The 24,462-nt window shown below is 67.5% G+C and carries 26 protein-coding genes; 17 read left to right on the forward strand and 9 right to left on the reverse strand.

Annotation, left to right across the window (positions count from 1 at the left end; all coding sequences use genetic code 11):
- Positions 1-21 precede the first annotated feature (21 nt).
- Entirely contained in the window at positions 22-729 is a 708-nt protein-coding gene (locus ASD37_RS13475; RefSeq protein WP_056551542.1) for a hypothetical protein, read from the forward strand.
- On the opposite strand, the gene ASD37_RS13480 is transcribed toward ASD37_RS13475, so the two are convergent.
- On the reverse strand, positions 702-1,547 hold the full coding sequence (locus ASD37_RS13480; protein ID WP_200959886.1) for a hypothetical protein: 846 nt from the start codon (positions 1,545-1,547) through the stop codon (positions 702-704). The two genes, ASD37_RS13475 and ASD37_RS13480, sit on opposite strands and share 28 nt — an antisense overlap.
- 96 nt (positions 1,548-1,643) lie before the next feature.
- On the opposite strand from ASD37_RS13480, the gene ASD37_RS13485 reads away from it, so the two are divergent.
- Together ASD37_RS13485 and ASD37_RS13490 are read left to right on the forward strand one after the other, a co-directional pair.
- Complete coding sequence (locus tag ASD37_RS13485) at positions 1,644-2,342, forward strand: class I SAM-dependent methyltransferase (protein ID WP_056551546.1); 699 nt, start codon at positions 1,644-1,646, stop codon at positions 2,340-2,342.
- Positions 2,339-3,334: a serine hydrolase gene (locus ASD37_RS13490; RefSeq protein ID WP_056551548.1), complete on the forward strand. Its 996-nt coding sequence runs from the start codon at positions 2,339-2,341 to the stop codon at positions 3,332-3,334. Before ASD37_RS13485 ends, ASD37_RS13490 begins: the two co-directional genes overlap by 4 nt.
- On the opposite strand, the gene ASD37_RS13495 is transcribed toward ASD37_RS13490, so the two are convergent.
- Complete coding sequence (locus tag ASD37_RS13495) at positions 3,331-4,800, reverse strand: amidase (protein ID WP_056551550.1); 1,470 nt, start codon at positions 4,798-4,800, stop codon at positions 3,331-3,333. The genes ASD37_RS13490 and ASD37_RS13495 overlap by 4 nt on opposite strands.
- 123 nt (positions 4,801-4,923) lie before the next feature.
- Between ASD37_RS13495 and ASD37_RS13500 the strand changes: the two genes are divergently transcribed.
- Both ASD37_RS13500 and ASD37_RS13510 read left to right on the forward strand, forming a co-directional pair.
- Complete coding sequence (locus ASD37_RS13500; RefSeq protein WP_056553247.1) at positions 4,924-5,685, forward strand: MerR family transcriptional regulator; 762 nt, start codon at positions 4,924-4,926, stop codon at positions 5,683-5,685.
- A gap of 311 nt (positions 5,686-5,996) precedes the next feature.
- Positions 5,997-7,409, forward strand: coding sequence for an NCS2 family permease (locus ASD37_RS13510; RefSeq protein WP_056551553.1), 1,413 nt, complete (start codon positions 5,997-5,999; stop codon positions 7,407-7,409).
- Here the strand turns inward: ASD37_RS13510 and ASD37_RS13515 are convergent.
- From ASD37_RS13515 to ASD37_RS13525, 3 genes are read right to left on the reverse strand one after another with little or no spacing between them, the layout of a single operon-like run.
- On the reverse strand, positions 7,367-7,897 hold the full coding sequence (locus ASD37_RS13515) for an NUDIX hydrolase (RefSeq protein ID WP_056551555.1): 531 nt from the start codon (positions 7,895-7,897) through the stop codon (positions 7,367-7,369). The genes ASD37_RS13510 and ASD37_RS13515 overlap by 43 nt on opposite strands.
- A gap of 27 nt (positions 7,898-7,924) precedes the next feature.
- Positions 7,925-9,391: a catalase gene (locus tag ASD37_RS13520; protein ID WP_056551557.1), complete on the reverse strand. Its 1,467-nt coding sequence runs from the start codon at positions 9,389-9,391 to the stop codon at positions 7,925-7,927.
- Complete coding sequence (locus tag ASD37_RS13525) at positions 9,391-9,861, reverse strand: Fur family transcriptional regulator (protein WP_056553250.1); 471 nt, start codon at positions 9,859-9,861, stop codon at positions 9,391-9,393. The genes ASD37_RS13520 and ASD37_RS13525 overlap by 1 nt, the downstream gene beginning before the upstream one ends.
- A 193-nt stretch (positions 9,862-10,054) precedes the next feature.
- Between ASD37_RS13525 and ASD37_RS13530 the strand changes: the two genes are divergently transcribed.
- The 3 genes from ASD37_RS13530 to ASD37_RS13540 all read left to right on the forward strand — a co-directional run bounded on the left by ASD37_RS13530 (position 10,055) and on the right by ASD37_RS13540 (position 14,083).
- A complete protein-coding gene (locus ASD37_RS13530; RefSeq protein WP_056551559.1) occupies positions 10,055-10,663 on the forward strand; it encodes a class I SAM-dependent methyltransferase in 609 nt (202 codons plus the stop codon).
- Positions 10,664-10,864: 201 nt separating this feature from the next.
- Positions 10,865-12,739 (forward strand): S8 family peptidase, encoded by a 1,875-nt coding sequence (locus ASD37_RS13535; RefSeq protein ID WP_056551561.1) that lies wholly within the window; start codon positions 10,865-10,867, stop codon positions 12,737-12,739.
- Between the two features lie 15 nt (positions 12,740-12,754).
- Positions 12,755-14,083: a hypothetical protein gene (locus tag ASD37_RS13540; RefSeq protein WP_056551562.1), complete on the forward strand. Its 1,329-nt coding sequence runs from the start codon at positions 12,755-12,757 to the stop codon at positions 14,081-14,083.
- Positions 14,084-14,089: 6 nt separating this feature from the next.
- Here the strand turns inward: ASD37_RS13540 and ASD37_RS32270 are convergent, their stop codons facing one another.
- Positions 14,090-14,557 carry a zinc-binding dehydrogenase gene (locus ASD37_RS32270; protein ID WP_056551563.1) on the reverse strand — a complete coding sequence of 156 codons (468 nt, stop codon included), beginning with the start codon at positions 14,555-14,557 and terminating at the stop codon, positions 14,090-14,092.
- Between the two features lie 222 nt (positions 14,558-14,779).
- On the opposite strand from ASD37_RS32270, the gene ASD37_RS13550 reads away from it, so the two are divergent.
- Both ASD37_RS13550 and ASD37_RS13555 read left to right on the forward strand, forming a co-directional pair.
- Entirely contained in the window at positions 14,780-15,025 is a 246-nt protein-coding gene (locus tag ASD37_RS13550) for a nitrilase-related carbon-nitrogen hydrolase (RefSeq protein ID WP_056551564.1), read from the forward strand.
- 44 nt (positions 15,026-15,069) lie between these two features.
- Entirely contained in the window at positions 15,070-16,032 is a 963-nt protein-coding gene (locus ASD37_RS13555) for a dipeptidase (protein WP_056551566.1), read from the forward strand.
- Between the two features lie 9 nt (positions 16,033-16,041).
- Here ASD37_RS13555 and ASD37_RS13560 read toward each other — a convergent pair whose 3' ends face one another.
- Positions 16,042-16,482, reverse strand: a complete 441-nt coding sequence (locus tag ASD37_RS13560; RefSeq protein WP_056551568.1) for a nitroreductase/quinone reductase family protein — start codon at positions 16,480-16,482, stop codon at positions 16,042-16,044.
- A 120-nt stretch (positions 16,483-16,602) separates the two neighbouring features.
- Here ASD37_RS13560 and ASD37_RS13565 point away from each other — a divergent pair, with 120 nt between their 5' ends.
- The 6 genes from ASD37_RS13565 (at position 16,603) to ASD37_RS13590 (ending at position 22,981) form a co-directional block, all read left to right on the forward strand.
- On the forward strand, positions 16,603-17,802 hold the full coding sequence (locus ASD37_RS13565) for an ROK family protein (protein WP_235568249.1): 1,200 nt from the start codon (positions 16,603-16,605) through the stop codon (positions 17,800-17,802).
- Positions 17,803-17,845: 43 nt separating this feature from the next.
- Positions 17,846-19,015, forward strand: a complete 1,170-nt coding sequence (locus ASD37_RS13570; RefSeq protein WP_056551570.1) for an MFS transporter — start codon at positions 17,846-17,848, stop codon at positions 19,013-19,015.
- 9 nt (positions 19,016-19,024) lie between these two features.
- Positions 19,025-19,696, forward strand: a complete 672-nt coding sequence (locus tag ASD37_RS13575) for an SIMPL domain-containing protein (RefSeq protein ID WP_056551573.1) — start codon at positions 19,025-19,027, stop codon at positions 19,694-19,696.
- A 131-nt stretch (positions 19,697-19,827) separates the two neighbouring features.
- Positions 19,828-20,925, forward strand: a complete 1,098-nt coding sequence (locus ASD37_RS13580) for an acyl-CoA desaturase (protein WP_056551575.1) — start codon at positions 19,828-19,830, stop codon at positions 20,923-20,925.
- Positions 20,926-20,978: 53 nt separating this feature from the next.
- The gene (locus tag ASD37_RS13585) at positions 20,979-21,968 is read left to right on the forward strand and encodes a GGDEF domain-containing protein (RefSeq protein ID WP_056551577.1); all 990 of its coding nucleotides are present in this window, start codon (positions 20,979-20,981) and stop codon (positions 21,966-21,968) included.
- Positions 21,969-22,006: 38 nt separating this feature from the next.
- On the forward strand, positions 22,007-22,981 hold the full coding sequence (locus ASD37_RS13590; RefSeq protein WP_056551579.1) for a diguanylate cyclase: 975 nt from the start codon (positions 22,007-22,009) through the stop codon (positions 22,979-22,981).
- A 15-nt stretch (positions 22,982-22,996) separates the two neighbouring features.
- Here the strand turns inward: ASD37_RS13590 and ASD37_RS13595 are convergent, their stop codons facing one another.
- Both ASD37_RS13595 and ASD37_RS13600 read right to left on the reverse strand, forming a co-directional pair.
- Positions 22,997-23,206 (reverse strand): hypothetical protein, encoded by a 210-nt coding sequence (locus ASD37_RS13595; protein ID WP_056551581.1) that lies wholly within the window; start codon positions 23,204-23,206, stop codon positions 22,997-22,999.
- 66 nt (positions 23,207-23,272) lie between these two features.
- Positions 23,273-24,235, reverse strand: a complete 963-nt coding sequence (locus ASD37_RS13600; protein ID WP_056551583.1) for a hypothetical protein — start codon at positions 24,233-24,235, stop codon at positions 23,273-23,275.
- 29 nt (positions 24,236-24,264) lie between these two features.
- Between ASD37_RS13600 and ASD37_RS13605 the strand changes: the two genes are divergently transcribed.
- Positions 24,265-24,459: a DUF1737 domain-containing protein gene (locus ASD37_RS13605; protein ID WP_200959887.1), complete on the forward strand. Its 195-nt coding sequence runs from the start codon at positions 24,265-24,267 to the stop codon at positions 24,457-24,459.
- Positions 24,460-24,462: the final 3 nt, after the last annotated feature.

Genomic DNA, 24,462 nt, shown 5'->3' on the forward strand with positions numbered 1-24,462 from the left:
GGCCTGGCCAATACTCATGACGTGACCGACGTATTCACCTTCCACCTCGCCCAGCTGCCCGTGAGCACGACGGTGCCACTCCTGCGCCGCGCACCCCAGCCGGACCGGGTGGGGGGTCTGCGGTACGCCGAGTGTCTCTCGCTGATGCGACTCGGGGCGCCCGCCATCTCGACTGACCGGTTGCACTTGCGGCGACTGGCGATGTTCGCGCGTTGGGACGACGAAGCCGCCGTCGACGAGTTCCTCGCCGGTCCTGGCCAGCGTTTCGCGTCAGGTTGGCACGTCCGAATGACGTTCCTGCGGCGATGGTCGCAGCTGGCGGCGTTACCCGACCTGCCCCAGCGGGCCGATTCGTGGGACGACGAGGAGCCGGTCATCGCGGTCACCCTGGCCCGGATGCGACTGTTCGAGGTGCCCCGCTTCTTGACGTGGGGCAGGCCGGTCGAGCGGCTGGTACGCGATCATCCGGACACGACATTGGCGTTGGCGGCAATGCGCCCACCCCGGTCGGTATCCACGTTCTCGATCTGGCGCTCGATACGGGCGATGACTGAGATGGTGCACGGCCACAGCGATGTTCACGAGCCCGCCCGGCACGCCGATGCGATGACTGAACGGCGCCGCCGCGACTTTCATCACGAGTTCGCGACCTACCGTTTCCGTCCGCTCTCCGAGCACGGCAGCTGGGAAGGGCGTACGGGCTACGTCCCGCGGCGCTCGAGTTTGTAGTGCAGCCGGACCGCTGGCCGGTTCCACATCCGCAGCACGTGGTCGGTGCGCAACACCTGCTGGTCGTCGACGTACAGATCGAACATTTCGTGCAATGGAACACGCCTGGCGAAATGTCGTCCCTGATTCCGAACCAGAACATAGGCCCCGTTCGCACCCCACGGGCCTGGCGGGGACTCGAGTCGCAGGCCACCGTCAGGGCGCAGCTGAGGCTGCAAGAACACCTGAACGTTGCCCTCCTCCAGAGGGAACGTCACGTGGACGCTCGGCCGTACGGCACCGGGAAGTGTTCTGCGCGAATAACGTCCGCTGAACACGGTGTCTCCGTTGGCGCGCAGAGTCCGCACCCAGCCGGCCGCAACGTGTGCGCCCTCGCGGTCGGTGATCACCGACACTCGGCCGTCCATGCCGTGCGCGGCATCCAGGGGACGCGTCGGCAACGCCAGCTGTTGTACGCGCTTGCCGAACAGCCGTGAGACCAACTCGCCTCCCGGCCAGAACAAGGGCGACCAGCTGCTCCACACCTCCATGCGCCATCGCGAAGTGCTCGTGTAGAAGTCGTGAATAATCGGGTGCACAGCCGCTGGGTCGAATCCCGGCCCCGCCAGGCAGGCCAGATCGGGCAGCACACCGGCATCTGGATCGTCCTCGGTCAGTGCGCCACCGCATCGGTCCGCCTCGGCCCGGAGCCAGTCGTGTGCACCACCCTTGGCGCCAACGGGTGCCTGCAGCCACGCGTGGCTGCCACCGAGGTCGACGCGGCGGCCTGTGACCCGCCAGAACTGACGCATCGCCAGATCCAATGTCGAGAGATTCACAACGGCGATCGTACGGCCACCCCGTGCTGCGCAGGTGTCTCGAGCGCCTGCGTAGGGGCATAGGATTGGCGATCGGTGGAGGATGACTGGGATGGTATGGCCGAGTGGTACGCCGAACTTGTTCGCAGTGGATCGGCGATGCACCGGTTCTCCCGTGACATCTTGCTAAAGGCTCTGCCGGTCAACGTGATTGGGCTCGACGTTCTCGACGTCGGGTGTGGTGAAGGCATCGTCAGCCGAGCGTTGGCCGGCCGCGGAGCCCGGGTGGTGGGCGTCGACCCCACCCGTGCGCTCGTCGCGCATGCCGAGGCCGCCGAGCGTGCGAACCCGACCAGAGCGGTCTACCGCATTGACGACGGATCCAGCTTGCAGACGGTGCCGGACGACTCGGTCGACGGTGTGACGGCGGCGCTGTCGCTGAACAACATCGCCGATCTCGACGCCGCACTGCATTCCGTCAGGCGAGTGCTGCGTCCGGGTGGTTTCCTGGTCTTCACGGTGCCGCATCCGTGCTTCGACGCCCCAGCTACGGAGACGTTCGCTACTCCGGGCGGGCTTCGCCGCGCCGTCGGCGACTACTTCGCCGAAGGGCTCTGGCGGTCACCGCACCCACACAGCGTCCGCCGAGCAGGCAACTACCACCGCACCATTTCCGCGTACGTCACGGCGGTGTTGGGCCACGGCTTCGTACTGCGCCGCCTCGACGAACCCGCCCCGTCCGACGAGATACGCGCCGAGGCCCCGCATCGACTCGGATTGCCGCCGTTCCTCGTGATCAGTGCGACGCTTCGATGAGTGCCGCACCGCCCGGACTCGGGGCGGCCACCGGCGACGCAGATCTGATCGCAAGGGTCGAACCGCTGCTGCGCGGCGCTGGCCTCGCCGACCGCGTCAGCGTCGTCCACATTCAGGACCACGTTCCCGCCTGGGCACACTTCGGTGCCGGGCCCGACACGGTCTACGAAATCGGATCGGTCACCAAGACCATGACCTCGTTGCTCTTCGCCGACGCCGTCGAGTGCTGGGAGCTGAAGGCCGACACCACGTTGGGCAGCCTGCTCGACGTCCACGGTCAGGTGGCTGGGGTGACGCTGGAAGAACTGGCGAGTCACCGGTCGGGTTTGCCGCGACTGTCCGGGCGCCACCGGGACCAAGTGAAGGTCGTTTCCGCCGTGCTGCGGCATCGCAACCCGTACACCGAAGACGTCACGACGCTGCTCGCGCAGGCCGATACGGCGAAGATCGTTGGCAGAGGCATGTTTTCGTACTCCAACCTCGGCACCGCCCTTCTCGGCCAGGCACTGGCCGCCCACGCAGGCGTCGGGTATCCCGAATTACTCGGTCGCCGGATCTTCGAGCGTCTTGGCATGACCCGGTCGTCGGTACCCCTGTCCGCCGACGACCTGCCCCCCAATGCGCCGACGGGGTGGAGCGCGGCCGGCAAGCGCCAGCAGGCGTGGACCATCAACGCCTACGCACCGGCCGGCGGGGTGCGCTCGACACCGGACGACATGGCGCGTTACGCACGAGCCCTGCTCGACGGAAGTGCGCCGGGCTTGAGCGCACTCGAACCGCGGTGGGATGCCGGAGACGGACACCGGGTGGGCTATGCCTGGCTCACCGATCGCGTTGGGAGCACGGACATCACGTGGCACAACGGCGCAACGGGCGGCTTCTCGAGCATGTTGGCCCTCGACCGCAGTCGCGATTCGGCGGTGGTCATCCTCGCCAACACGATGGCCACCCTCGACGAGATCGCGATTCGCGTTCTGGCAGAGGAGAATTAGGCCGGTGGCGCGTCCTTACCCGGCGCTTGGAAGCCGCCGATCCGGTGTTCGAGCCACTCGGCAAGCCGCAGCGGAGTGCGGTCCTCGAATGCCGGACCGATGATTTGCACCCCCACCGGCAACCCGTCGGCGGACCGCCCCGCAGGGACGGCGGTGGCGGGCAGGCCGGGCATCGTGGCCAGGCCGGCCCACACGAGTTGGTCGAAGAACGGGTAGTCGACGCCGTCGATGTCGATCCGGCAACCCAGCAGATCCGGATCGTGGTCGTGCGGAAACGCGGGAGTCGGAGTGATCGGACACACCACGGCGTCGAACTCGCCGAACAGCTGTCGCCAGCCGTGTCGATGGTGCTCGCGACGGTTGGCCACCTCGATCCATTCGCGATGGCTCAGCACCATTCCGCGCAGCCGCGCCGCATCCAGACTGCGGTCATCCGCGCTCAAAAGTGCTGCGCGAGTGTGTAAATCTTCGTACTGGTCGACGGGAAAGCGCGCCACCGAACCGGAGAACAGCAGCAGCGTGTACAGCCAGGCGGCTTCGGTCAGGTCGGGCAGCAGCTGGCTGTGCCGTTCGACGCGGGCACCACTGGACACCAGGGCGTCGGCCACCCGGTTGACGCCGGCGCGCACTGCGGCCCCGGTGGCGATGTACGGGTGTTCCTCGAGAACCAGCACTCGGAAGTCTTTTAGTCGCTCGTGACGCGGGGGTGGCAGCGCCACCGTGTGCGCCACGCCGAGCGTCAGCGGGTCAGGTCCGGCCATCACGTCGAGTAGGAGCGCAAGGTCGCGGGCCGTGCGCGCCATCGGACCGACGACGGCGAGGTCGGATTCGGTCGGAAATGCCTGCGCGCGGGGCGGAGTCATACCGCGCATCGCGGCCAACCCGAGTGTCGGCTTGTGTGCGTAGATGCCGCAGAAATGCGCGGGCGTGCGCAGCGAACCGGCGAGGTCGGAACCGATGGACAGTGCCCCGAACCCGGACGCCAGGGCGGCCGCCGACCCACCCGACGATCCGCCCGCCGTGCGACCGTGGTCCCACGGATTGTTCGTGACGCCGTAGAGGTCGTTGAAACTCTGAAGACCTTGTAAACCCAACGGCACGTTCGTCTTGCCGAGCACCACGGCGCCGGCGGCCTTGAGCCGCGCCACCTGGACCGCGTCCTCGGACGGGACGAACCCCCGGTGCTCCGGCATGCCCCACGTCGTGGGCAGCCCGGTCACGTCGAACGATTCCTTGACCGTCACCGGAATGCCCAGCAGTGGCCGATCCTCTCCGCGGGCGCGGGCTTCGTCCGCGTGCCGAGCGGTGTCCCGCGCACGATCGTAGTCCGGCACACAGATCGCGTTGACCTGAGAGTTGTGCCGCTCGATTGCGGCGATTGCGACCTCGGTCAGCTCAACCGATGACACCTCGCCAGCGCGTAAGGCGACCGCCAAATCTCCAGCCGACCGATAGTTCCATTCCATGATTCGGACGCTAACGACCCACCTCGGAAGCCATAAAATCGTTGATCCCGCAATGGAAGAGTCCGGCTTGACCCTCACGCGACGTGAGGCCCCAACATGGTCGACGTGACGCAGGAGATTCAGGTGGAAGAACTCACCGTGGGCGAGGTTGCCCGGCGTTTTGGCATCACGGTCCGGACGCTGCACCACTATGACGACATCGGGTTGTTGACTCCCAGTCGGCGTTCGGCTTCCGGCTACCGGGTCTACACGTCGGCGGATCTGACGCGCTTGTCCCAGGTCATCGTCTACCGCCGGCTCGAGCTGTCCCTCGAGGAGATCGCGAGCCTGCTGGAAGACGGCAACGAGGTCAGCCACCTGCTTCGTCAGCGCGAACGCGTCACGTCCCGACTCGACGAGATGACGGCTCTCGTCGAGGCAATCGATCACGCATTGGAGAAGGCGATGAACAACACCCCCATGACCGACGACGACATGCGCGAACTCTTCGGTGACAGCTTCGACGACTACCAAGCAGAGGCCGAACAGAAGTGGGGCGAGACTGACGAGTGGAAGGAATCGCAGCGGCGAACGAAGTCCTACGGCAAGCAGGAGTGGATCCAGATCAAGTCCGAGGGCGAAGCCGTCGAGAAGGCGCTGTCCGACGCCTTTCGCGTCGGACTACCGGCCGACTCCGAGGAGGCGATGGCTGCGGCCGAGCAGCACCGGCTTCACGTGAATCGCTGGTTCTACGACTGTCCGCCGGCCTTCCATCGAAACCTGGGGGACTTGTACGTGAGCGACCCCAGATATGTTGCCAACTATGACGAGTCGTTCGGTCTCCCGGGCCTCGCTGCCTACTGTCGTGAGGCGATCCATGCGAACGCGGACCGAACTGGCGAATGACGGTCAGGTGCGGACGGCCACCCGTTGGGCGGGTGGACTGTGGTTGGCCGCGACATTGGTGATGCTTCGATCGGAACGCGCGAGTGCGATTCTGCGAAAGCTGGGGACCTACATGTCCACGTACGGCGTGTTTGCGGCACTGCTCGCAGAGGGCAGACGCACGCGGCACGCGCCCGTCGGGCAGCGCTGACCAAGTTCGGCCTGCGGTCCCTCGAGCTCTTGTACTGGGCAAGTTCGAAGGCCCGGCCTTGCAAAGAGGAGAAGAAATCGGCGCGCGACTCTAAGGTCGTCGCGTGGAACAGAACGCACCTGTGAGCCGTCTAGACCGGTTCTTCGAGATCACCGAGCGGCAGTCGACGATCAGCACTGAGATCCGCGGTGGACTGGTCACGTTCATCGCGATGGCCTACATCATCGTGCTGAACCCGATCATCCTGTCCAGCGCGCCCGACGTGGCCGGCAACAGCCTCGACTTTGCGCAGGTGTCCGCCACCACGTCGCTCGCGGCCGGCGTGATGACCATCTTGTTCGGCGTGATCGCGCGACTGCCGTTCGCCTTCGCGGCCGGCCTCGGCATCAACTCATTCCTCGCGACCACGGTCGTCGGTACGGTCACCTGGCCCGAGGCGATGGGCCTGGTCGTGATCAACGGCGTCATCATCGTGATCCTGGCGGCGACTGGACTGCGCAGGCTGGTGTTCGACGCCGTCCCAATGGAACTCAAGCTCGCGATCACCGCGGGCATCGGCTTGTTCATCCTGTTCATCGGGTTGGTCGACGCGGGATTCGTCGGTGCCACCGGCGTGCCGTCGCCACCCGTCGGGCTGGGCAGCGGTGGCGCCGGATCGATCAGCACCGTGCCCGTCCTGGTGTTCGTGTTCACGCTGCTGCTGACCGGTGTGCTGGTGGTTCGGCGCGTGCGCGGCGGCATCTTGATCGGCCTCGTCACGGGCACGGTGGTCGCCGTCGTCATCGAGGCCATCTGGCACCTGGGCTCGGCGGTCGACAAGCCCGGCGGCTGGAGCCTGTCGGTGCCGACGCTGTCGGGCTCACCGTTCGCGCTGCCGGACCTCTCACTGGTCGGAGCGTTCACCCTGGACAGCTTCGGCCGCATCGGCGTCCTGGCCGCCGTGATGCTGGTGTTCACCCTGGTGTTCGCGAACTTCTTCGACGCCATGGGCACGCTGACCGGCCTGTCCCGCGAGGCCGGCCTGTCCGACGAGAAGGGAAACTTCCCGCGACTGAAGGCGTCGCTGATCGTCGAGGGCGCCGGTGCGGTCGTCGGCGGCGCGACCTCGGCGTCGTCCAACACCGTCTTCATCGAGTCCGGGGCCGGTGTCGAGGAGGGCGCACGCACCGGCCTGGCCAACGTGGTCACCGGCGTGCTGTTCCTGGCCGCGATGTTCATCTCGCCGCTCGCGTCGATCGTGCCGACCGAAGTGGCCGCCGCCGCGCTGGTCGTCGTCGGCGTCATGATGGTGTCGCAGCTGCGTCACATCGACGTCTCCGAGTTCTCGGTCGCCATGCCGGTGGTGCTCACCGTGGCGGCGATGCCGTTCACCTACTCGATCGCCAACGGCATCGGGATCGGCTTCATCGCGTGGGTGGTGACGCGGTCGGCGACCGGCAAGGCCCGCGAGATCAGCCCGCTGCTGTGGGTCGTGACGGCGGGGTTCGTCGTCTACTTCGCCCGCGGCTGGCTCGAGACGATGATCGGGCTCTGAGACGTTCGGATCACTCCGTTGACCGCCTCGACCATGCCGTCGGTCTCGCGTGCGACCAGCGCGGAGCGAATCCTGTTGGCCAGTCGCGGGATCGTGACCCGATCCACGTCTGACGGATCGACGAGGACGACCCCACGCCCCTCGTCGTCGGCGGGGACGTCCGCGAGGTCTGCCTCGTCGAGGACGCCTCCGTCGTAGACGAACATGACCGAGTCGCCCCGGTCCCCGCCGTCGGTCTGGTGATCGAGCACGAGCAGCCGACCGACCGCGACGTCGACGCCCAGTTCCTCCCGGCACTCCCGCACGCACGCCGCCGGCGGGGACTCGCCGACTTCAACTGCGCCGCCGGGTAATTCGAGATAGTCGCGGTACGTCACGTCGTACATGACGACGCGCCCGTTAGGAGTGGTGATGAGCGCCCCGGCACCTTGCCTCACGCGGGCGAGCTGTGCGTAGTACTGCTCGGGGGGCACGAAGCTCTTCGGCATCGACCCAGTATCGAACACCAGGCGGGCTCAGAGTGCGCCGATGGCTTCGCAGGCTTTGCGGACGCCTTCGCCGTAGGCGGGGTCGGCCCGGGTGCAGTTCTCGATGTGCTTGTTCACGGTGACCGACCGGGCACCCTTGATCGCGCGGGCGGTGTTGTCGAACAACCGCTGCTGCTCTTCCCCGGTCATCAGCCGGAAGAGGTTGCCGGGCTGTTCGAAGTAGTTGTCGTCATCTTCACGGAAGTCGAAGTGATCCGCGGTGTTCCCGATCCCCTGCGGTGGGTCGGCGTAGGCCGGTTGATCGGGCCACCGACCAAAGCTGTTGGGTTCCATTCCCGGCACCCCACCCTGGTTGCCGTCGACCCGCATCGCCCCGTCGCGGTGATAGGTGTTCACCCGGGCCGCACCGCGGGGGTAGTTCACCGGGATCTGATGATGGTTGACCCCGACCCGGTAGCGGGCGGCGTCGCCGTAGGAGAACAACCGGCCCTGCAACATCTTGTCCGGGCTGTAGGAAATGCCCGGGACCAGGTTCGCCGGGGAGAACGCGGCCTGCTCCACTTCGGCGAAGTAGTTGTCCGGGTTGCGATTCAGCTCGTATTCGCCGACTTCGATGAGCGGGTAGTCCTGCTGGCTCCACACCTTGGTCAGGTCGAACGGGTGAAAGCGGTAGGTTCGGGCGTCGTCCTCGGGCATCACCTGGATGAACAGTGTCCATCGCGGGAACTCACCGCGTTCGATGGCGTCGAACAGGTCGCGGCCGTGGGATTCGCGGTCGGCCCCGATGACGGTCTGGGCTTGCTGGTCGGTGAGGTTGTCGATGCCCTGCTGGGTGCGGAAGTGGAACTTCACCCAGTGCCGGATCCCGTCGGCGTTGATCAGGCTGAAGGTGTGGGACCCGAAGCCGTGCATGTGCCGATAGGAGGCGGGGATGCCGCGGTCACCCATCACGTAGGTGACTTGGTGAAGGGATTCGGGCAGCCCGGTCCAGAAGCCCCAGTTATTCTCCGGATCGCGCAGGTTGGTGCGCGGGTCGCGTTTGACGGCGCGGTTGAGGTCGGGGAACTTCAGCGGGTCGCGGTGGAAGAACACCGGGGTGTTGTTGCCGACGACGTCCCAGTTTCCTTGGGTGGTGTAGAACCGCAGCGCGAAGCCGCGGATGTCGCGTTCGGCGTCGGCGGCGCCGCGTTCCCCGGCGACGGTGGAGTAGCGGGCGAACATCTCGCAGGGGTTGCCGACCTGGTTGAACAGGGCTGCGGTGGTGTAGGCGGAGATGTCGCCGGTGACCTTGAAGGTGCCGAACGCCCCGGCGCCCTTGGCGTGCATGCGGCGCTCAGGGATCACCTCGCGACTGAAGTGCGCGAGCTTTTCGATCAGCCACAGGTCTTGCAGCAGCAGCGGACCCCGCGGCCCGGCGCTCATGCTGTTCTGGTTGTCGACCACCGGCGCACCCGCCGCCGTCGTCAACGGCTCAGTGTTCTCCTCGAACGCCATCAGATGTTCTCCTTCGTCGTTGACGGCGACTGCGCGCCGTCGATGTTGGTTTCCGAGCACGGTCCGCACGTGCCCCAGAAGGTCACTTCGGCCTCGTCGACGACGAAGCCCCTGGTGGTCGACGGCATCAGGCACGGCGCTTCGCCGCTGACGCAGTCGACGTCTTCGAGTGCGCCGCACCGGCGACACACCACGTGGTGATGGTTGTCGCCACCCTCGAGTTCGAACAGCGACGCCGAACCAGCCGACCCGACCCTGCGGACCAGCCCGGCGCCGACCAGTGCACCCACAACGTCGTAGAGGGCTTGGGTCGAGACCGACCCAATCTGGTTGACCACCAATGCCTTCAGCGATCGCACGTCGACGTGCGGGTGGTCCTCGAGTGCGTGGAGGACCGCGCTGCGCTGGGCCGTGACGCGGAGCGACGCGTTGCGCAACAGCTCCTCGGCGTCTCGCGTGGACGTGAACACCCATGCCTCCTCGGGTCCGTTTGGATTGGTTCCAGTCTCTGCGCCGACCGCCAGGGCCGGTACCACGAAGACGGACGAGGACCCCACGGAAGTGGACATGGCATTGGCTGAGTCAGCGCCGTGGAGTCCGACGCACCCGAGGAATTCGTCGCCGCGATCCGCAACTGGACGGCGCAGGCCTGACACTAGGAACATGACCGGCCCCATCGACGACTCCGTGATCGCCGTCTACCAGGAACACGGCTCCGCTTGGGCGAAGCTCCGCGGTGACCACCTGGTGGAGCGTTCCTGGCTCGATCGCTTCTGCGACCTACTGCCCACCGGAGCGGCGGTACTCGACATCGGCTGTGGCTCCGGCATACCGATTGCCCGCGAGCTGATCCAGCGGGGATTGAACGTCACCGGGCTCGACGGCGCCCCGACGATGGTCGCGTTGTTCGAGCGCAATCTGCCAGGTACACAGGTGCACCTCGGGGACATGCGCAAACTGAGCCTCGGTCGACGTTTCGCCGGCCTGCTGGCGTGGGACAGCTTCTTTCACCTCTCGCCGGGCGATCAGCGTGTGATGTTCCCCCGTTTTGCGACGCATGCCGCACCGGGCGCGGCGCTGATGTTCACCAGCGGAACGTCCGAAGGTATCGCGATCGGCCAACTGGACGGCGTGCCGCTCCATCACGGCAGCCTCGACGCGGGCGAGTATCGGCGGCTACTGGATGCCACCGGCTTCGACGTCGTCGACCACGTGGAGGAAGACCCGACATGCGGGTCGCGCACAGTTTGGCTGGCGCGGCGACGCGGCTGATGAGTGCGGCGAAAGCCGTTGCCGTACAGCCACTGTGGCACCCGACCTCAAGCGTCGCCGTCCGAATGCTCAAACCGCCGCGCGGGCCAGCCGATGCGCGGTAGCTTGCAGGGGTTGGTCGTAGCTGCTCCTCGACGGCAGTGCGCCTCGTTTGGGGGATGACACCATGGCAATCCGTCACCACACACGGACCGGCCCGTCATGACCGCATTGGACGACGTCACCCCGCCGTCGCCAGAGCGCGCCTGGCAGGCCAGGGTCCTGTGCGCCGTTCAGGCCCTGGCGGCCGTCGACCAGCCCGCGACGCCCACGCGGCTCAACGAGATGGTCGGCGCGAAGTTCGCCTCGGTGTTCCTGCCGGGAGACCGGTTGTACGAAGGCGCGCGGCCGTCGTGGGAGAAACGCGTGGCGGAGGCCGTCGACGTTCTCGTCACCGGAAAGATGCTCCGCCGACGCAAGAGTGACGGGGTGGTGAAGGCCACCGCCGCTGGTCAAAGGCAGGCCGACGAGGCCTGCCGCGTGGGTGCCATTATTGCTCGAGACGCGACGCCAGCCACCGAACGCGTAGCGTCCGCCGGTCCGGTGATGGCCAGCGTCGTCGTGGTGCCGCTCCAAGACAAGCTGCCGCCCACCCGTGTTCCCCTCGCGGCCGTGGGGGAACTGACCGTCGACCAACCCAAGCCGGTGATGATCGAACTGAACCTGCAGTACGGCGGCGGCGGGCTGGACGGTGCAGTGGCCCGCGTGGAGGAGCTGTGGCAATTGGTCGGCGCCACAGGGCATCCCGTCGTGGTCGCCGAGCAGTACATGGCGGGCGAGCTGACCCACCAGCAGATCCAGAACATCACCACGGCGGACTCGGCGGGTGGCGGCTGGCCCCAGCGGGCCATCTTCCGAATCTGGCCAGACTTCCAAGTGCACCGACAGATCGACGCGTCGGGTGCCACCGTAAAGGCGCTGCCTGCGCAGCGGTCGTTCGCCGCCTACGGCGCGGGCATCGTGTGGGCGGTGGTGGACTCCGGCGTCGACGGTAGCCATCCGCACTTCTTGGCCGACCACATCCTCGACGACCCCTCGGTCGCCGACCTGCATCGCGACTTCGTCTCCGGCAGTGAGGATCCGGCCCTGGCGCTGGTCGACGACGACGGGCACGGAACACACGTGGCCGGAATCGTCGCCGGTGGCCTGCAGCGGTGGAAGAAGGACGATCCCGAACGTCGGGCGCTGGCGGTGGAGAAGCGGAAGAACAACGGCGCCGTCGGCGGCAACGACCCCATCCTGGTGCCGCGCAGCGTGGACGTCGAACTGCTGAACGGCATTGCGCCCCTGGCCAAATTGGTCAGCCTCAAGGTGCTCAGCGAGTTCGGTGACCTCACCGCGCGCACGGCACGCGTGATGGCTGCGCTCGCGTACGTCCGGCAGGTCAACGCCGCCGCCGGGAAGCTGCCCCGAATCCACGGCGTAAACATCAGTTTGGGCTACGACTTCCTGGCCGACTGGTTCGGCTGTGGGCAGAGCCCGTTGTGTCTGGAGGTGAACCGACTGGCGCTCTCCGGGGTCGTGGTCGTAGTCGCGGCCGGCAACTCCGGGTACGTCACGCTCAACGCGAGCCAGTCCGACGTGACCCGATTCAGCGCCGCCATCACGATCAACGATCCCGGCAACGCGGAGAACGCCATCACCGTGGGCTCCACCCACCGCGACGCCCCGCACACCAACGGCATCTCGTTCTTCTCGTCGCGGGGACCGACCGGAGACGGTCGTCCCAAGCCGGACTTGGTGGCACCGGGGGAGCGCATCATGTCGGCGGCGGGCGGGCAGCACCTGAAAGACATTCAGCGAGCGCAGTTCCCGGGCTACAGCGATGCGGCCTACATCGAGGACAGCGGCACCAGCATGGCCGCGCCGCACGTGTCGGGAGCCATCGCCGCCTTCCTGTCGGTGCAGCGCGAATACGTCGGCAAGCCCGACGAGGTCAAGCGGATCTTCATGTCCTCGGCCACGTCGCTGAACCGCGCCAGGGACTTTCAGGGCGCCGGGTTGGTCGACCTGATGCGCGCATTGCAGACGCCGTAACCGGAGGAGACGACCGTGATCAACTGGAGAATCACCTTCGACGCCGAGGGACACGTCGACCAGGACGAAGAGAATCAGCTCGTCGCGCAGCTGCGCGAGCATGCCGTCACCGACGTGGTGATGTTCTCCCACGGGTGGAACAACGACGAAGCCGCGGCTGCCTCGTTGTACGAGCGGTGGTCGGAGCTGTTGAGCGCCCACGTGGCCGCGGGCCGCGAGGTTGGTTTCGTCGGCATCCGGTGGCCGTCGCAGCTCTGGCGCGACGTGCCCATCCCCGACTTCGACCCGACCCCGTCCGGTACCGCGACCGGAGCGGCCGGGCTCGACGAGACCGGCACTGCCGTCGTCGCCGGGTCGGCCCTCAGCGCCGAACAACTCGACGATCTCAAGACCCTGTTCCCCGGTGGCAGCGGCGAACTCGACCAGATCGCCGACCTCCTCGCCGCTGAGCCAAGCCAGTCCCGCGCCGACGAGATGTTCGCCCTCATGCGGCGATTCAACGACGCGGTGACCGTCCAGTCCACCGACGGCGAAGCAGTGGAGTCGGGGCGGCCAGGCATGCTCGAGAGCGGCATGACCGCCAACGAGGTGTTCGGTGCCTACGCCAACGCGCTTGTCGTATCGGGCGTCGACGTGACGGGCGGGGGCGGCGGCGCCGGCTTGGGGGACCAACTCGGGAAGCTGTGGCACGGCGCCAAGGAAGCGTTGCGAGGTCTCTCATACTGGCAAATGAAGAATCGGGCAGGCGTCGTCGGAGCCAACGGGCTCGGACCGCTGATCGGACGCATTGCCGCCAACGACGACTTCCCAACCCCGCGAATACACCTGGTGGGGCACAGCTTTGGCGCCCGCGTCGTGTCGTTCGCGTTGGCGGGCTTGCCGCCGGGTGACCCGTCGCCGGTCAAGTCGGTGACCTTGCTCGAAGGTGCCTTCTCCCGGTTCGCGTTCACCGACGTCCTCCCGTTTGACTCCACGAGCAGGTCCGGCGCCTTGGCGGGCAAGCTGGCGCGAGTCGACGGCCCGGTGACGGTGTGCTTCTCCAGTCACGACACGGCGTTGAGCGTGAGCTATCCGCTGGCGTCACGTGCCTCGGGTGACGACGCCGCGGGTGTTGGCGATCCGTTATTCCGTTGGCGCGCAATCGGTTCACTCGGTGCGTACGACGCTCCGACGCTGTTCGTCGACCGGGTTGGTACGACTTATCCCTTCACTCCGGGTGCGATTCTCAACGTCGACTCCTCCGCCGTGGTCAAGACGGGTCCCCCGCCGTCCGGGGCGCACAGCGACATCTTCCACCCGGAGCTGGCGTGGATCGTCGCCTCGGCAGCGCGGTTGACCGGCTGACGGTCGTCAAGCCCTGCCCGGCGTGAGAACGATCCGACCCAACACCCGACCCTCTTCCATCTGGCGGTGCGCGTCCGCGGCCTGCTCCAGCGGTAGGACGTCGTGCACGACGGCGTGGAGTTCTCCGCGGGTCGCAGCCTCGAACTGAGCCGTCCTGACGCGGGCCTTGGCGTCGCCGGCGATGGTGTCCAGGCTGAAGGTGCCGAACGAGCGCGACAGCTGAAACGAGTTCAGCAGCCGTGCGCCGAAGTCCACGGGTATCGGGCCGGCCACCATGCGGGCGACGACCATGCGTCCGGTCGGCGCGAGACGGTCGACGAACGCGGGCACCTCGGGCCCACCGATGACGTCGACGATGACGTCGACGGCCGCCGGGGCCGAGGAGTCGCCGTGTCCCGATCTGTCGAGGACGTGAGTGGCCCCAAGCTCGCGCAGCCGCTCACCGCGTTCGGGTGAGGACGTGGTGACCGCCACCAGACGCGCACCAACACCGCGTCGCCCGTTCTGAAGTGCGCGCGTTGCAACGCGAAATGCGCGACGGACCCGGCACTTCCGAGCGTCACTGCGTCGACCGAGGACAGAGCGTCGGGCAGCGCGACGACGTCATCTACGAGCGCCACGGCGTGCTCCGCGTAGGCGCCGGAGACACCTGCGAACGCCCACACCCACGGCGGTGACCCCCCCGTCGCACGGGCGGTGGAGAACACCGTCACTCTCGTCGTGGCGGACATCGTCGGCGAGCAAGGAGGGCGTCGCGCGCTCGGCTGCAGCCGGATCGTCGATCCAGATGGTCGGGTCCTGGCCCAGGCGCATCCCGACGAGACCGCGCTCGTCGTCGCCGACGTCGAGACGCGCCGTCGAGCCCACGACCCACGCGGATGGGACGGCCACCTCAACCCCGCCGTGAGTGGTGAATTCGCCGCGCTCCTAAACCCGCCGTGACGCCTGGGCCAGTTGACCCCGGTGGTGGTGCACCATCGGTAGTCATGTCGCAGTTTCTCTGGGATCAGCACGCCTGCCTGCCCTTGCAAGTGGGTGCCGACGTCGAGCCACTGACCCGCTTTCAGCGTCGCGGGGGTGCCTTCGTTTCGGTCAACGCCGGTTATTCGCCGCACTCGTTCACCGACACGGTCGCGCTGCTCGACCACTTCCGAGCGGCCGTCGACGCGTATCCTGATCTGGAACTGGCCGCGCACGTCGACGACGTCGACCGCATCACCTCCGAGGACCGGATCGCCGTGGCGTTCGACCTGGAGGACTCGGCGCCCATCGGCGGCGATCTCGACAACCTCGCCACGTTGGCCGCACTCGGTGTCCGAACTCTGCTGCCCACCTACAACCACGCCAACCGCGCAGGTAGCGGGTGCCTGGACGCGACGGATACCGGTCTGACGGCATGGGGCGCGGAGATCGTCGCCGAGATGAACGTGGTCGGCATCGTCCCCGATGGGTCACACTGCAGCACCCGCACCGGCCTCGACTTGTGCGACGTCTCCAAAGGCCCAGTGGTGTACAGCCATTCGTGCATGAAGGCAATCTGGGACCACCCACGCAACATCACCGACGACCAAGCCCGTGCCTGCGCGGCGACGGGTGGCGTCGTCGCCATCACCGGTGTCGGCATCTTCCTCGGTGCCAACACTCCGACCCTCGACGCGATGACGAGCCATCTCGAGTACGCCGTCGACCTGATCGGCGTCGACCACGTCGGCATAAGCAGCGACTTCTCCTTCGACCACGCCGACTTCAACGACGAGCTGCTACGCAACCCGCACCTGTTCGACGAGAGCTACACCAAGTGGGGACCCATCCAGTGGATGCCTCCGGAAACGGTCCTGGCCATTGGTCAGCACCTCGGCGGGCGGGGTTGGAGCGACGCCGACGTCCATGCGGTGCTCGGCGGCAACTTCCGTCGAGTGGCACGACAGGCGTGGGTCAACACGACGTAGGGCTGGCTATCAGGCGCTGCGCTGCAACTCGATCACGGGGATCACGCGCGACGTGCGGCGCTGATAGTCGCCGAACTGCGGCTGCACCGCCACCTGCTTGGCGTAGACGTCCTCGCGCTCTTGGCCTTTCAGCACGCGGGCGGTCACCGGGAACTTCTCCGTGCCCCACTCCGCGACCGTCTCGGGGTGGGCGACCAAGTTGTGGTACCAGTCCGGATTGGTGTCGGAACCGCCCTTGCTCGCGATGACGTAGATCCGGTCCTCGTCGAGGAAGGGCACCAGGGGAGCGATCCTCTCCTTGCCGGACCTGGCGCCGACGTGGTGCACGAGCACGACCGGAGTGCCTTCGAACTGGCCGCCCGGCCGGCCTCCCGTCGCGCGGAAGTCCGCGATGACTTGCCGGTTCATCTCGGCCAGTTCCGCGGCAGTTATGCCGATGTCTTCGGACATGTTCAGCGTCCCTTCGGTTATATGGAGACTGTCTCCGGTAATTATTACGGAGACATTCTCCGTTTGTCGAGCGGTGGACGATGACACGACCGCTGCGTGCGGCGGCGATAGGGTGGATCGGTGGTCACGGCTCGCGACGCCGGTCAAGCGGCGCACCTCCGTTGGCTGGGAGCCGCTCAACTGATCTCCGTCGTGCGGGCCGAGCCGGGTATCACCCGCGCCACGGCAGCCCAACGACTCGGCATCGGAAGCGGTGGAGCCACCGAACTGATGGCTCGGATGCGCAACCTCCGTCTGCTGGGTGAATCGCCGGCACCGGTTCAGGGTCGAGGTCGGCCGACGACGGTGCTGGGACCTCACGACGAGGGTCCGTTGGTACTGGCCGTCGACCTGCGCTCCGCTGACTGGAGACTCGCGCTGGCAGGCGTCGACGGCGAGCCCGAGATCGTCGACCAGGCCACCGGCACGGGCGCCGACCAAGACCGCGTCCGCGCGCAGCTGATCAAGGCGATCGGAGCGGCATACCGTCGAAACCCGAAGCGGATCAGGGCGATAGCGGTCGCCGCGCCGGGCCCGGTCAGCAGTGATCACGTAGGCCAGGTGCCCTCGCGCGGATGGCGTGACGTCGACATGTCGGGGTTGGCCGCCCGAATTCCAGGCGGTGCCGGCGTCCGACTCCTCATCGGCAACGACGCCACCTTGGCCGGGCTGGCCGAGTCGCGCACCGGGGCCGCCCACTCGGCCGCCACGGCACTGCACCTGATCGTCGCGCACGGTCTCGGCGGCACGCTGGTGGTCAACGGTGAACCAGTCGGCGGCGCACACGGCGCGGCGGGGGAGTACGGCCACATCCCGTTCGGCGACCCGGCTCTGGCCTGTCCCTGCGGTGCGGCCGGTTGTTGGGATCTCACCGTCGACGGGCGGGCGCTGGCTCGGCACCGAGGCGATGCGCCGCCGGAGGATCCGGTCGGCTACGTGCGGACTGTAGCGGGGCGCGACGATCGAGACGTGCGGACCCGCAGGGCGTTTGAGGCGGTGGCGACGTCACTGGGCCGAGGGATCGGTGGGTTGGTGAACCTGCATGATCCGGACGTCGTGACGATTGGCGGCGTGGCGCCGCTGTTGCGGGCGGCGGCGCCGGAGGCGTTCGACGCCGCGTACCGGGACGGATTGATGAGCTTTCGGAAGGCGTCGCCTACGCCGGTACTCGACGGCATGCATGGCGACGACGGTCCACTCGTCGGCGCCGTGATGCTGGCGCTGGACGCCGTCACCAGCGCGGAGGCGCTCGCGCAGTGGGCTGAAAGGCAACGGGCATAACGACTCTTGAATATCCTCGCCTGACGAGTATATTATCGTAACGATGACGTCGCTCGACCCGGGATCGCGCGTGCGATCCAACCGTGGCGGTCTGCTCGCGCTGGCGGCCGCATCCTGTCTCGCCGTCACCACCGAGATGCTGCCCATCGGGCTGCTGCCCGCGATTGGCGCGACCTTCGACGTCGACACCTCCACGACCGGCCTTCTGGTCAGCCTGTACGCCGTCATGGTGGCGGCGCTCGCAGTCCCCCTGACCGTCGTCACCGCTCGGTTGCCCCGCAAGCCGCTGCTGCTGACCACCGTGCTGCTCTACGTGGTCAGCAATGCCGTGGTCGCCGCGGCACCGAACTTCGCCGCGGTCGCGGCGGGGCGCACCATCGGCGGTCTGACTCACGCGTTGTTCTTCTCGCTGTGCATCGGATACGCGCCTCGGTTGGTCGGCCGCGATCAGGTCGGCCGCGCCCTTGCCATCGCCACCGGTGGGGTGTCCGTCGGTTTCGTTCTGGGCGTGCCCCTTTCGACGTCGCTCGGGAACGCCTTCGGGTGGCGGGCGTCATTCGGAGTGCTCGCGGTGCTGGCCGCCGCGACGCTGGCCTTCGTCGCCTGGCTTCTGCCCGCCGTGCCCCGTGACAGTCCCGCTCTCGAGGCCCGGGCCGTGGGAAGCAGGCGGCAGCTGGTGGCCGTCGTCGCTTCCAACGCCATGACCTTCGTCGGCCAGTTCACGCTGTACACCTACATCAGTGCAGCTCTGCTGGGTGCCGGTGCGACGCCCGCACTGGTCGGACCCATCCTGCTGCTCTGTGGCGCCAGCGGCTTGGTGGGTCTGACGTTCTCGGCCCGCACACTCGACCGCAGCCCGCGACGCACGATCCTGGTGGTTCTGGCCGTGGTGATCGCAGCGGTGACCGTCACCGGTGTTGCGCATGAGGCACTGCTGCCGTTGGTGGTCGCCGCGCTCGTCTGGAACGGCGCCTTCGGCGGGGTGCCGCCCATCTACCAGGCGTGTGCCGTCCGGACCGGTGCCACCTCACCCGAGCTGGCCGGGGCTTGGGTGAACGCGTCGGCGAATCTCGGCATCGGTGCGGGCGCCGCGATTGGTGGTGGCCTCCTCCCCGTGATCGGGATGGGCGGACTTCCCCTGGTGAGCGCGGCGTTCGTCGCGCTCGGGCTCATCGTGGCGATGGCGGCTCGACGGTCCTTCCCGCAGCGCTAGCTTGTTGACATGCCAACCGAGATCACCGTCCGTGGGTCCTTCTCCGCGTTTCAGCCGCCCGAGCGCGGGACCGTCCACGCCTCCATCGGCTACGAGGGCCCCGAGATGCAGCCGGTGTACGACCGGGTTGCCAGGGACCTCGAAGCCGTCAAGGCGTCGGTCATCCAGCTCGAGGGCGACGGTCAAGGTGCGGTGACGTGGTGGTCTGCCCAACAGCTCCGGACCTGGTCGACGCGCCCCTGGCACAAGGACGGCAAGCGGCTTGCGCTCGTCCATCACGCGACCGTCAGCGTCGAGGTGAAGTTCCGCGACTTCGCCGCGCTGTCGCGCTGGGTGGGCGAGCACGTCAGCAACACCGAGGGGTTCACTCTGTCGCGGGTGAGCTGGGCGCTGACGGAGAAACGCCGGGACGAGCTCGTCCAGGAAGTGCGCACGAAGGCCGTTCGGGATGCCGCGGCGCGCGCTCAGCTCTACGCCGACGCCCTCGAACTTGGACCGGTCAGTCCCCTGGCCATCGCGGACGCTGGAATGCTTGGCACCCAGGCTTTTCACGAAGGTGGCGGCGGGTTCGTACGGGCAGCGCCGGGGTCGGGCGGAAGCGGGCCGGACGTCGAACTCGTGCCTGAGGACGTCAGGGTCTCCGCGACGATCGACGGGCGGTTCGTGGCAGGCGTCTCGTAGCCTGGCTGCGCGTCAACGGTGCGCGGCAAACCTTCGGTCGGCCCCGTCAAGGCCCAAGGTAGGCTGCTGCCAGTACCCCACCGGTGGCCTAGCTTGCGCCGCTCCAAAGACGCACACCCGAGGACACCCAGATGGCGATCTCCGATGTCTCCGCTTACATGCACCTCAGCACGGAGGACGTCGACGCAATCGCCGACGAACTCGACGGGATTCGCCAAGACGTCGAGGAGTCGCTCGGAGCCAAGGACGCGGCCTACATCCGACGCGTGATCCAGTTCCAACGGGTGCTCGACGCCTCTGCGCGACTGTTGATCGTCGGGAGCCGGTCGCGGTCCGGGTGGTGGCTGGGGACTGCGGCGCTGGCGTACGCGAAGTCCGTCGAGAACATGGAACTTGGCCACAATGTCTCTCACGGCCAATGGGATTGGATGAACGACCCCGAAATCCACTCCACCAGTTGGGAGTGGGACATGGTGGGGGTGTCAGCTCAGTGGCGGTACTCGCACAACTACCGACACCACATCTTCAGCAACGTCCTCGGCATGGACGAGGACATCGGCTACCGCCTGTTGCGAGTGACGCCGGATCAACCATGGCGTAGCCCGTACCTGCTGACGCCATTGCGAAACCTTCTGCTGGCGGCCACCTTCGAATGGGGAATCGCGCTGCACGGCATTCGCTCGGAGCGAGATCGCGTCGACACGGAAGCCGCCAGGTCCGCGGAACAACGGCGATTCTTCGCCAAGATCGCCCGCCAGTTGGGCAAGGACTACCTGTTGCTCCCCGCCCTGAGCCTTCGACGGTGGCGTCGCACTCTGTCGGCCAACCTCACCGCGAACCTGCTTCGGAACGTCTGGGTGTACGTGAACATCATCTGCGGACACATCCCCGACGGCGCCGAGACGTTCGACCCGGCGGTCCTCGACGGCGAGACCAAGGGCGAGTGGTATCTCCGGCAAATGCTGGGGGCGGCAAACTTCGAGGCCGGTCCACTGCTGGCATTCTCGGGCGGGCACCTGTCCTACCAAATCGAGCACCACCTGTTTCCCGATCTGCCAAGCAACCGCCTGCCACAGATCAGCGTCCGAGTCCGGGAGCTGTGCAAGAAGTACGACCTTCCGTACAACACGGGGTCGTTCCCGCGCCAGTACTTCCGGACCCAACGGACCATCCACAAACTGGCGGTGCCCGACGGGTTTCCGACCGTCGGGCGCGGAGACCGCGACTAGGAGTCCGCGGCCCCGCTGTTGACGCCCCCGTCAGACCCAGGCAAGTTAACGGCATGTACCGTCCGAGTTCGCTCGCCACCGTGGACGGGCGAGTACTTGGCAGGCAGAACGTGCGACTTCTGCGGATCTATTTGAGCGCAACCACCTTTCTGTACGCGTACGGAGTGACGTTCACCCTCTTTCCGGTACGCACCGACCTGGCCTATGGCAACCCGATCGGCGGAATCGTCGCCATCGTCCTCGGGATCTCCGCGCTGGCATACCTCGCCCTCCGGCCGGACCGCCCGATGCCAGCCACCCTGGCCGCGATGGCGGCCACCCCCGTCGTCATGGCCTTCCACATGACCCTGACCGCGGAATACGTCTGCTTGATCGCGCCGATGTTCCTGGCGATGTACCTGCGGGCCTTCCACCCGCCCCGGCAGGCACTTCTGCTGATCGCCCCCATGACGGTGGCGTGCGTCGTCGCCGTCGTGATCGCCCCCGCACCGCACGTCGGCGTCATCACCGGACTCATCTTCGTGGTCGCCATCGTCGGCGCGGCCGAGTCGTTCGGATTGCTCGTGCGCGCGATGTTCACGGCCGCCTGCACGGACCCCCTGACCGGCCTGTTGAACCGGGCGGGCTGGGAGATCGGCACCGGCGACCTTCTGGCGCGGGCCCGGGCGCAGTCGGCCCCCGTCACGGTCATCGCCATCGACATCGACGGGCTCAAGGCGCTCAACGATTCCTACGGGCACCAGGCGGGGGACCGCCGCATCACCGAGTACGCGGACAGTTGGCGTCGTACCGCGCCGCGGCGGGCGGTCGTGGCTCGCATGGGTGGTGACGAATTCGCCTTCTGCATCGCCGGCGAACCGCACGACGTCGTCGACGAATTCCTACGGACCATCCGGCACGACACCCCGGGGGTCAGCGTCGGCGTGGCCACCGATGCCACGGCCCTGGCGAGCGTCGTCGAGCTGTACGCGCAGGCCGACGCGGCGCTGTACCTCAGTCGGGGGCTGCCTCTGCGCGACGACTCTCCGTCGGCCCGGGACTGAGGGGTGTGCCCATCCCATCAGTCAAGGACAATCCAGGTATGCCGAACTCGTCGGAGGCGCTGCGCCGCCGGATGCTCATCGGCTACCTCGGAATCCTCGTCGGGCTCTACGGCATGGCGGCGGTGTCGGCGCTCGACTACGCGTCGAGCAAGGGCGAGCTGGCAGCGGCGGTGCTCGGCCTGGTCGGCCTGACGCTCGCCGTGCCGAGTCCGCTGCGCGGGTGGCGCTACGCGGTCGTGGCGACCTGCGTGTGCACGGCTCCGTTGGTGCCGACGCTGTTTCACGAACTGGCGGTGGCCCAGGTGTGGGCGGTGATGCCGCTGATGTTCGCGGCAATCTTCCTGCGCACCTGGCACCGTGCGTCGGTCGCCCGCGCGTGGGCCGTGCTCATCGCGGCGGGCGCGGCGGCCGCCCTGCTGATCGCGCCGGCCGACATTCCCTCGCTGTGGATGGTGCTGTACGCGGTCTGCATCATCGGCGCGCCAGAGGTCTTCGGCATCCTCAACGCCTCCCTGGTGGAAGCCGCCCTGCGCGACCCGCTGACGTCGGTGTGGAACCGCGCCGGCGTCGACCGCGCCGCAGGCGAGCTCATCGGCCGGGCTCGACGACGAGGAGAGTCGATCGCCGTCATCGTGCTCGACGTCGACCACTTCAAGTCGATCAACGACCGCTACGGACACGCCGTCGGTGACCGAGTGCTCGGGGACCTCGCCCAACGCTGGACCGGGCAGCTACCCGACTCGGCGGTGATCGGGCGCATGGGCGGTGACGAATTCGTGGTCGTCGTCTGTGGCTACGCCGTCGACGAGGTCCGAGCGCTCGCCGACGTACTGGGGAACCACCAGGAGGTCGGCGTGACCACCGGCGTCGCCGTCGGCCAGGCGGGTGACGACGACGACATCTTGACGGACCTCATCACCTCCGCCGACGAGGACCTGTATCGCCGCAAACGCAACCGCGACGACACCGGCGCCCCCATCCTGGACGGCGAAGCCGAGCCGTGGAGCGCGTGATGGTCTCCGGCGCGGTTAGTCCAGGTCGACGTGCCGCCGGTGGACGCCGACGTCAAAACGCTTTGGCCCCCAAGGTGTCTCGAGCGCGAAGTGAATCTTCTTGGGCTTGCCCGTCAGTGTCGTCTCGACGACGGTGCCGACCGCGCCGGCGGGCACGTCCGGCACGTTGATCCCCCCGGTGTCGCTGCGGGCCGTCACCTGGTCACCCCTCTTGTAGCGCCGCACGATTCCTCCCTCCCATTCGTCGTGGCATCCATGGTCGACGGGAGGCAGTCATGATCGCAACCGGTTTTAGCGCTGCGCGTCCCACCAATCGAGCACTCGGATACCGAACAGGGTCAACCACTTTGACGGCTCACCTGCGGGAACGTCGGCGGTGAACCACTGGCGGCCGGGTAGCGTGGCGCCCTGAATCCAGGTGCCGTCGGGTTGGCGAGCGGCGCGGATGAGCGCGATCGCGTCGGCCATTCGGGGATCGGGTGCCGTCCCGTCGAACATCGATTTCTGGCGGAAGTACTCGGCGGCGTTGAGCACGCTGTAACGCCATCGCGTGGGATGGGTGAAGTGGTCGACCCAGGGCGCCACCGGTTCTCCGGTCGAGAGTCGGCGAAAGAGGCTGCGCGCCAACAGGTACTCCTCGCCGGAGTGCCTCGCCGCGCGGGTGGCGTCGGTCCCACCCGTCGCGAGGTCGTAGTCGAGTAATCCCTTGAGCGCGTTGAGCGTCGAATGGAAAGACGACCGCGTCGAGCCCTCCACCCACTCGCAGTTCCAGCCCCCGTCGGGCAGCCGGTGCTCGACGAACCAGTCGACGATGCCGGCGACGTCCGCACCGAGCCACACACCGTTGGACACGGTCCACGAATTGATGCAGCAGTCGACCTCGCCGCCCCAGTAGGGCAGGTCGTCGTACTCCCATCGGCTGTTGGCGGCCAGCAGGTCGGCCGTGCCCCGGAGCGCCGCCGCGTCAAGGCCCCACTCCCGCAACGAGTTCAGCGTCCACGTGGTCGCGGTCCATGGTTGCCCGTCGGTCTCGACCTCGTCGAAGTCGAAGCCCGCGGGGAAGAACGCCCCACCGGCCCACTGCCCGTCCGAGTCCTGCAGTGCCAGCAGGCGCGCGCCGAAGCCCTCTGTCGCGACGCGGTCCCGCGTCTGGCGCCACACCTCCGGAGGGGCCTGGCTGACGTCGCGCTGCACCTGCCACCGCAGGGCCGGATCGGAGTCGAGCAACCAGGTCGTCAGGTGCGCCGCCGCCATCGCCCGAGTCTAGGTGGCACCATCGAATGATGACGGAACCACCGAACGGATTGCCGAGGTACCGCCTGCTGACCGGACCGGACGACGAGGCGTTCTGTCGGCGCGTCAGCGAAGCGCTCGATCTCGGCTACGAGCTGTACGGCGATCCGGCCATCAGCCTCGACGGAGGGCGGGCCGTGGTGGCCCAAGCCGTCATCTGGCACCGGGTCGTGCGGTACGTCTGACGG

The sequence above is a fragment of the Mycobacterium sp. Root135 genome (assembly GCF_001426545.1).
Lineage (GTDB): Bacteria > Actinomycetota > Actinomycetes > Mycobacteriales > Mycobacteriaceae > Mycobacterium.

Coding starts and splice junctions, on each gene's coding strand:
- ASD37_RS13485 (WP_056551546.1), top strand. CDS start 1,644: ATGGCCGAGTGGTACGCCGAACTTGTTCGCAGTGGATCGGCGATGCAC.
- ASD37_RS13490 (WP_056551548.1), top strand. CDS start 2,339: ATGAGTGCCGCACCGCCCGGACTCGGGGCGGCCACCGGCGACGCAGAT.
- ASD37_RS13495 (WP_056551550.1), bottom strand. CDS start 4,800: ATGGAATGGAACTATCGGTCGGCTGGAGATTTGGCGGTCGCCTTACGC.
- ASD37_RS13515 (WP_056551555.1), bottom strand. CDS start 7,897: ATGCCGAAGAGCTTCGTGCCCCCCGAGCAGTACTACGCACAGCTCGCC.
- ASD37_RS13520 (WP_056551557.1), bottom strand. CDS start 9,391: ATGGCGTTCGAGGAGAACACTGAGCCGTTGACGACGGCGGCGGGTGCG.
- ASD37_RS13530 (WP_056551559.1), top strand. CDS start 10,055: ATGACCGGCCCCATCGACGACTCCGTGATCGCCGTCTACCAGGAACAC.
- ASD37_RS13535 (WP_056551561.1), top strand. CDS start 10,865: ATGACCGCATTGGACGACGTCACCCCGCCGTCGCCAGAGCGCGCCTGG.
- ASD37_RS13555 (WP_056551566.1), top strand. CDS start 15,070: ATGTCGCAGTTTCTCTGGGATCAGCACGCCTGCCTGCCCTTGCAAGTG.
- ASD37_RS13560 (WP_056551568.1), bottom strand. CDS start 16,482: ATGTCCGAAGACATCGGCATAACTGCCGCGGAACTGGCCGAGATGAAC.
- ASD37_RS13570 (WP_056551570.1), top strand. CDS start 17,846: ATGACGTCGCTCGACCCGGGATCGCGCGTGCGATCCAACCGTGGCGGT.
- ASD37_RS13575 (WP_056551573.1), top strand. CDS start 19,025: ATGCCAACCGAGATCACCGTCCGTGGGTCCTTCTCCGCGTTTCAGCCG.
- ASD37_RS13580 (WP_056551575.1), top strand. CDS start 19,828: ATGGCGATCTCCGATGTCTCCGCTTACATGCACCTCAGCACGGAGGAC.
- ASD37_RS13585 (WP_056551577.1), top strand. CDS start 20,979: ATGTACCGTCCGAGTTCGCTCGCCACCGTGGACGGGCGAGTACTTGGC.
- ASD37_RS13590 (WP_056551579.1), top strand. CDS start 22,007: ATGCCGAACTCGTCGGAGGCGCTGCGCCGCCGGATGCTCATCGGCTAC.
- ASD37_RS13600 (WP_056551583.1), bottom strand. CDS start 24,235: ATGGCGGCGGCGCACCTGACGACCTGGTTGCTCGACTCCGATCCGGCC.
- ASD37_RS13605 (WP_200959887.1), top strand. CDS start 24,265: ATGACGGAACCACCGAACGGATTGCCGAGGTACCGCCTGCTGACCGGA.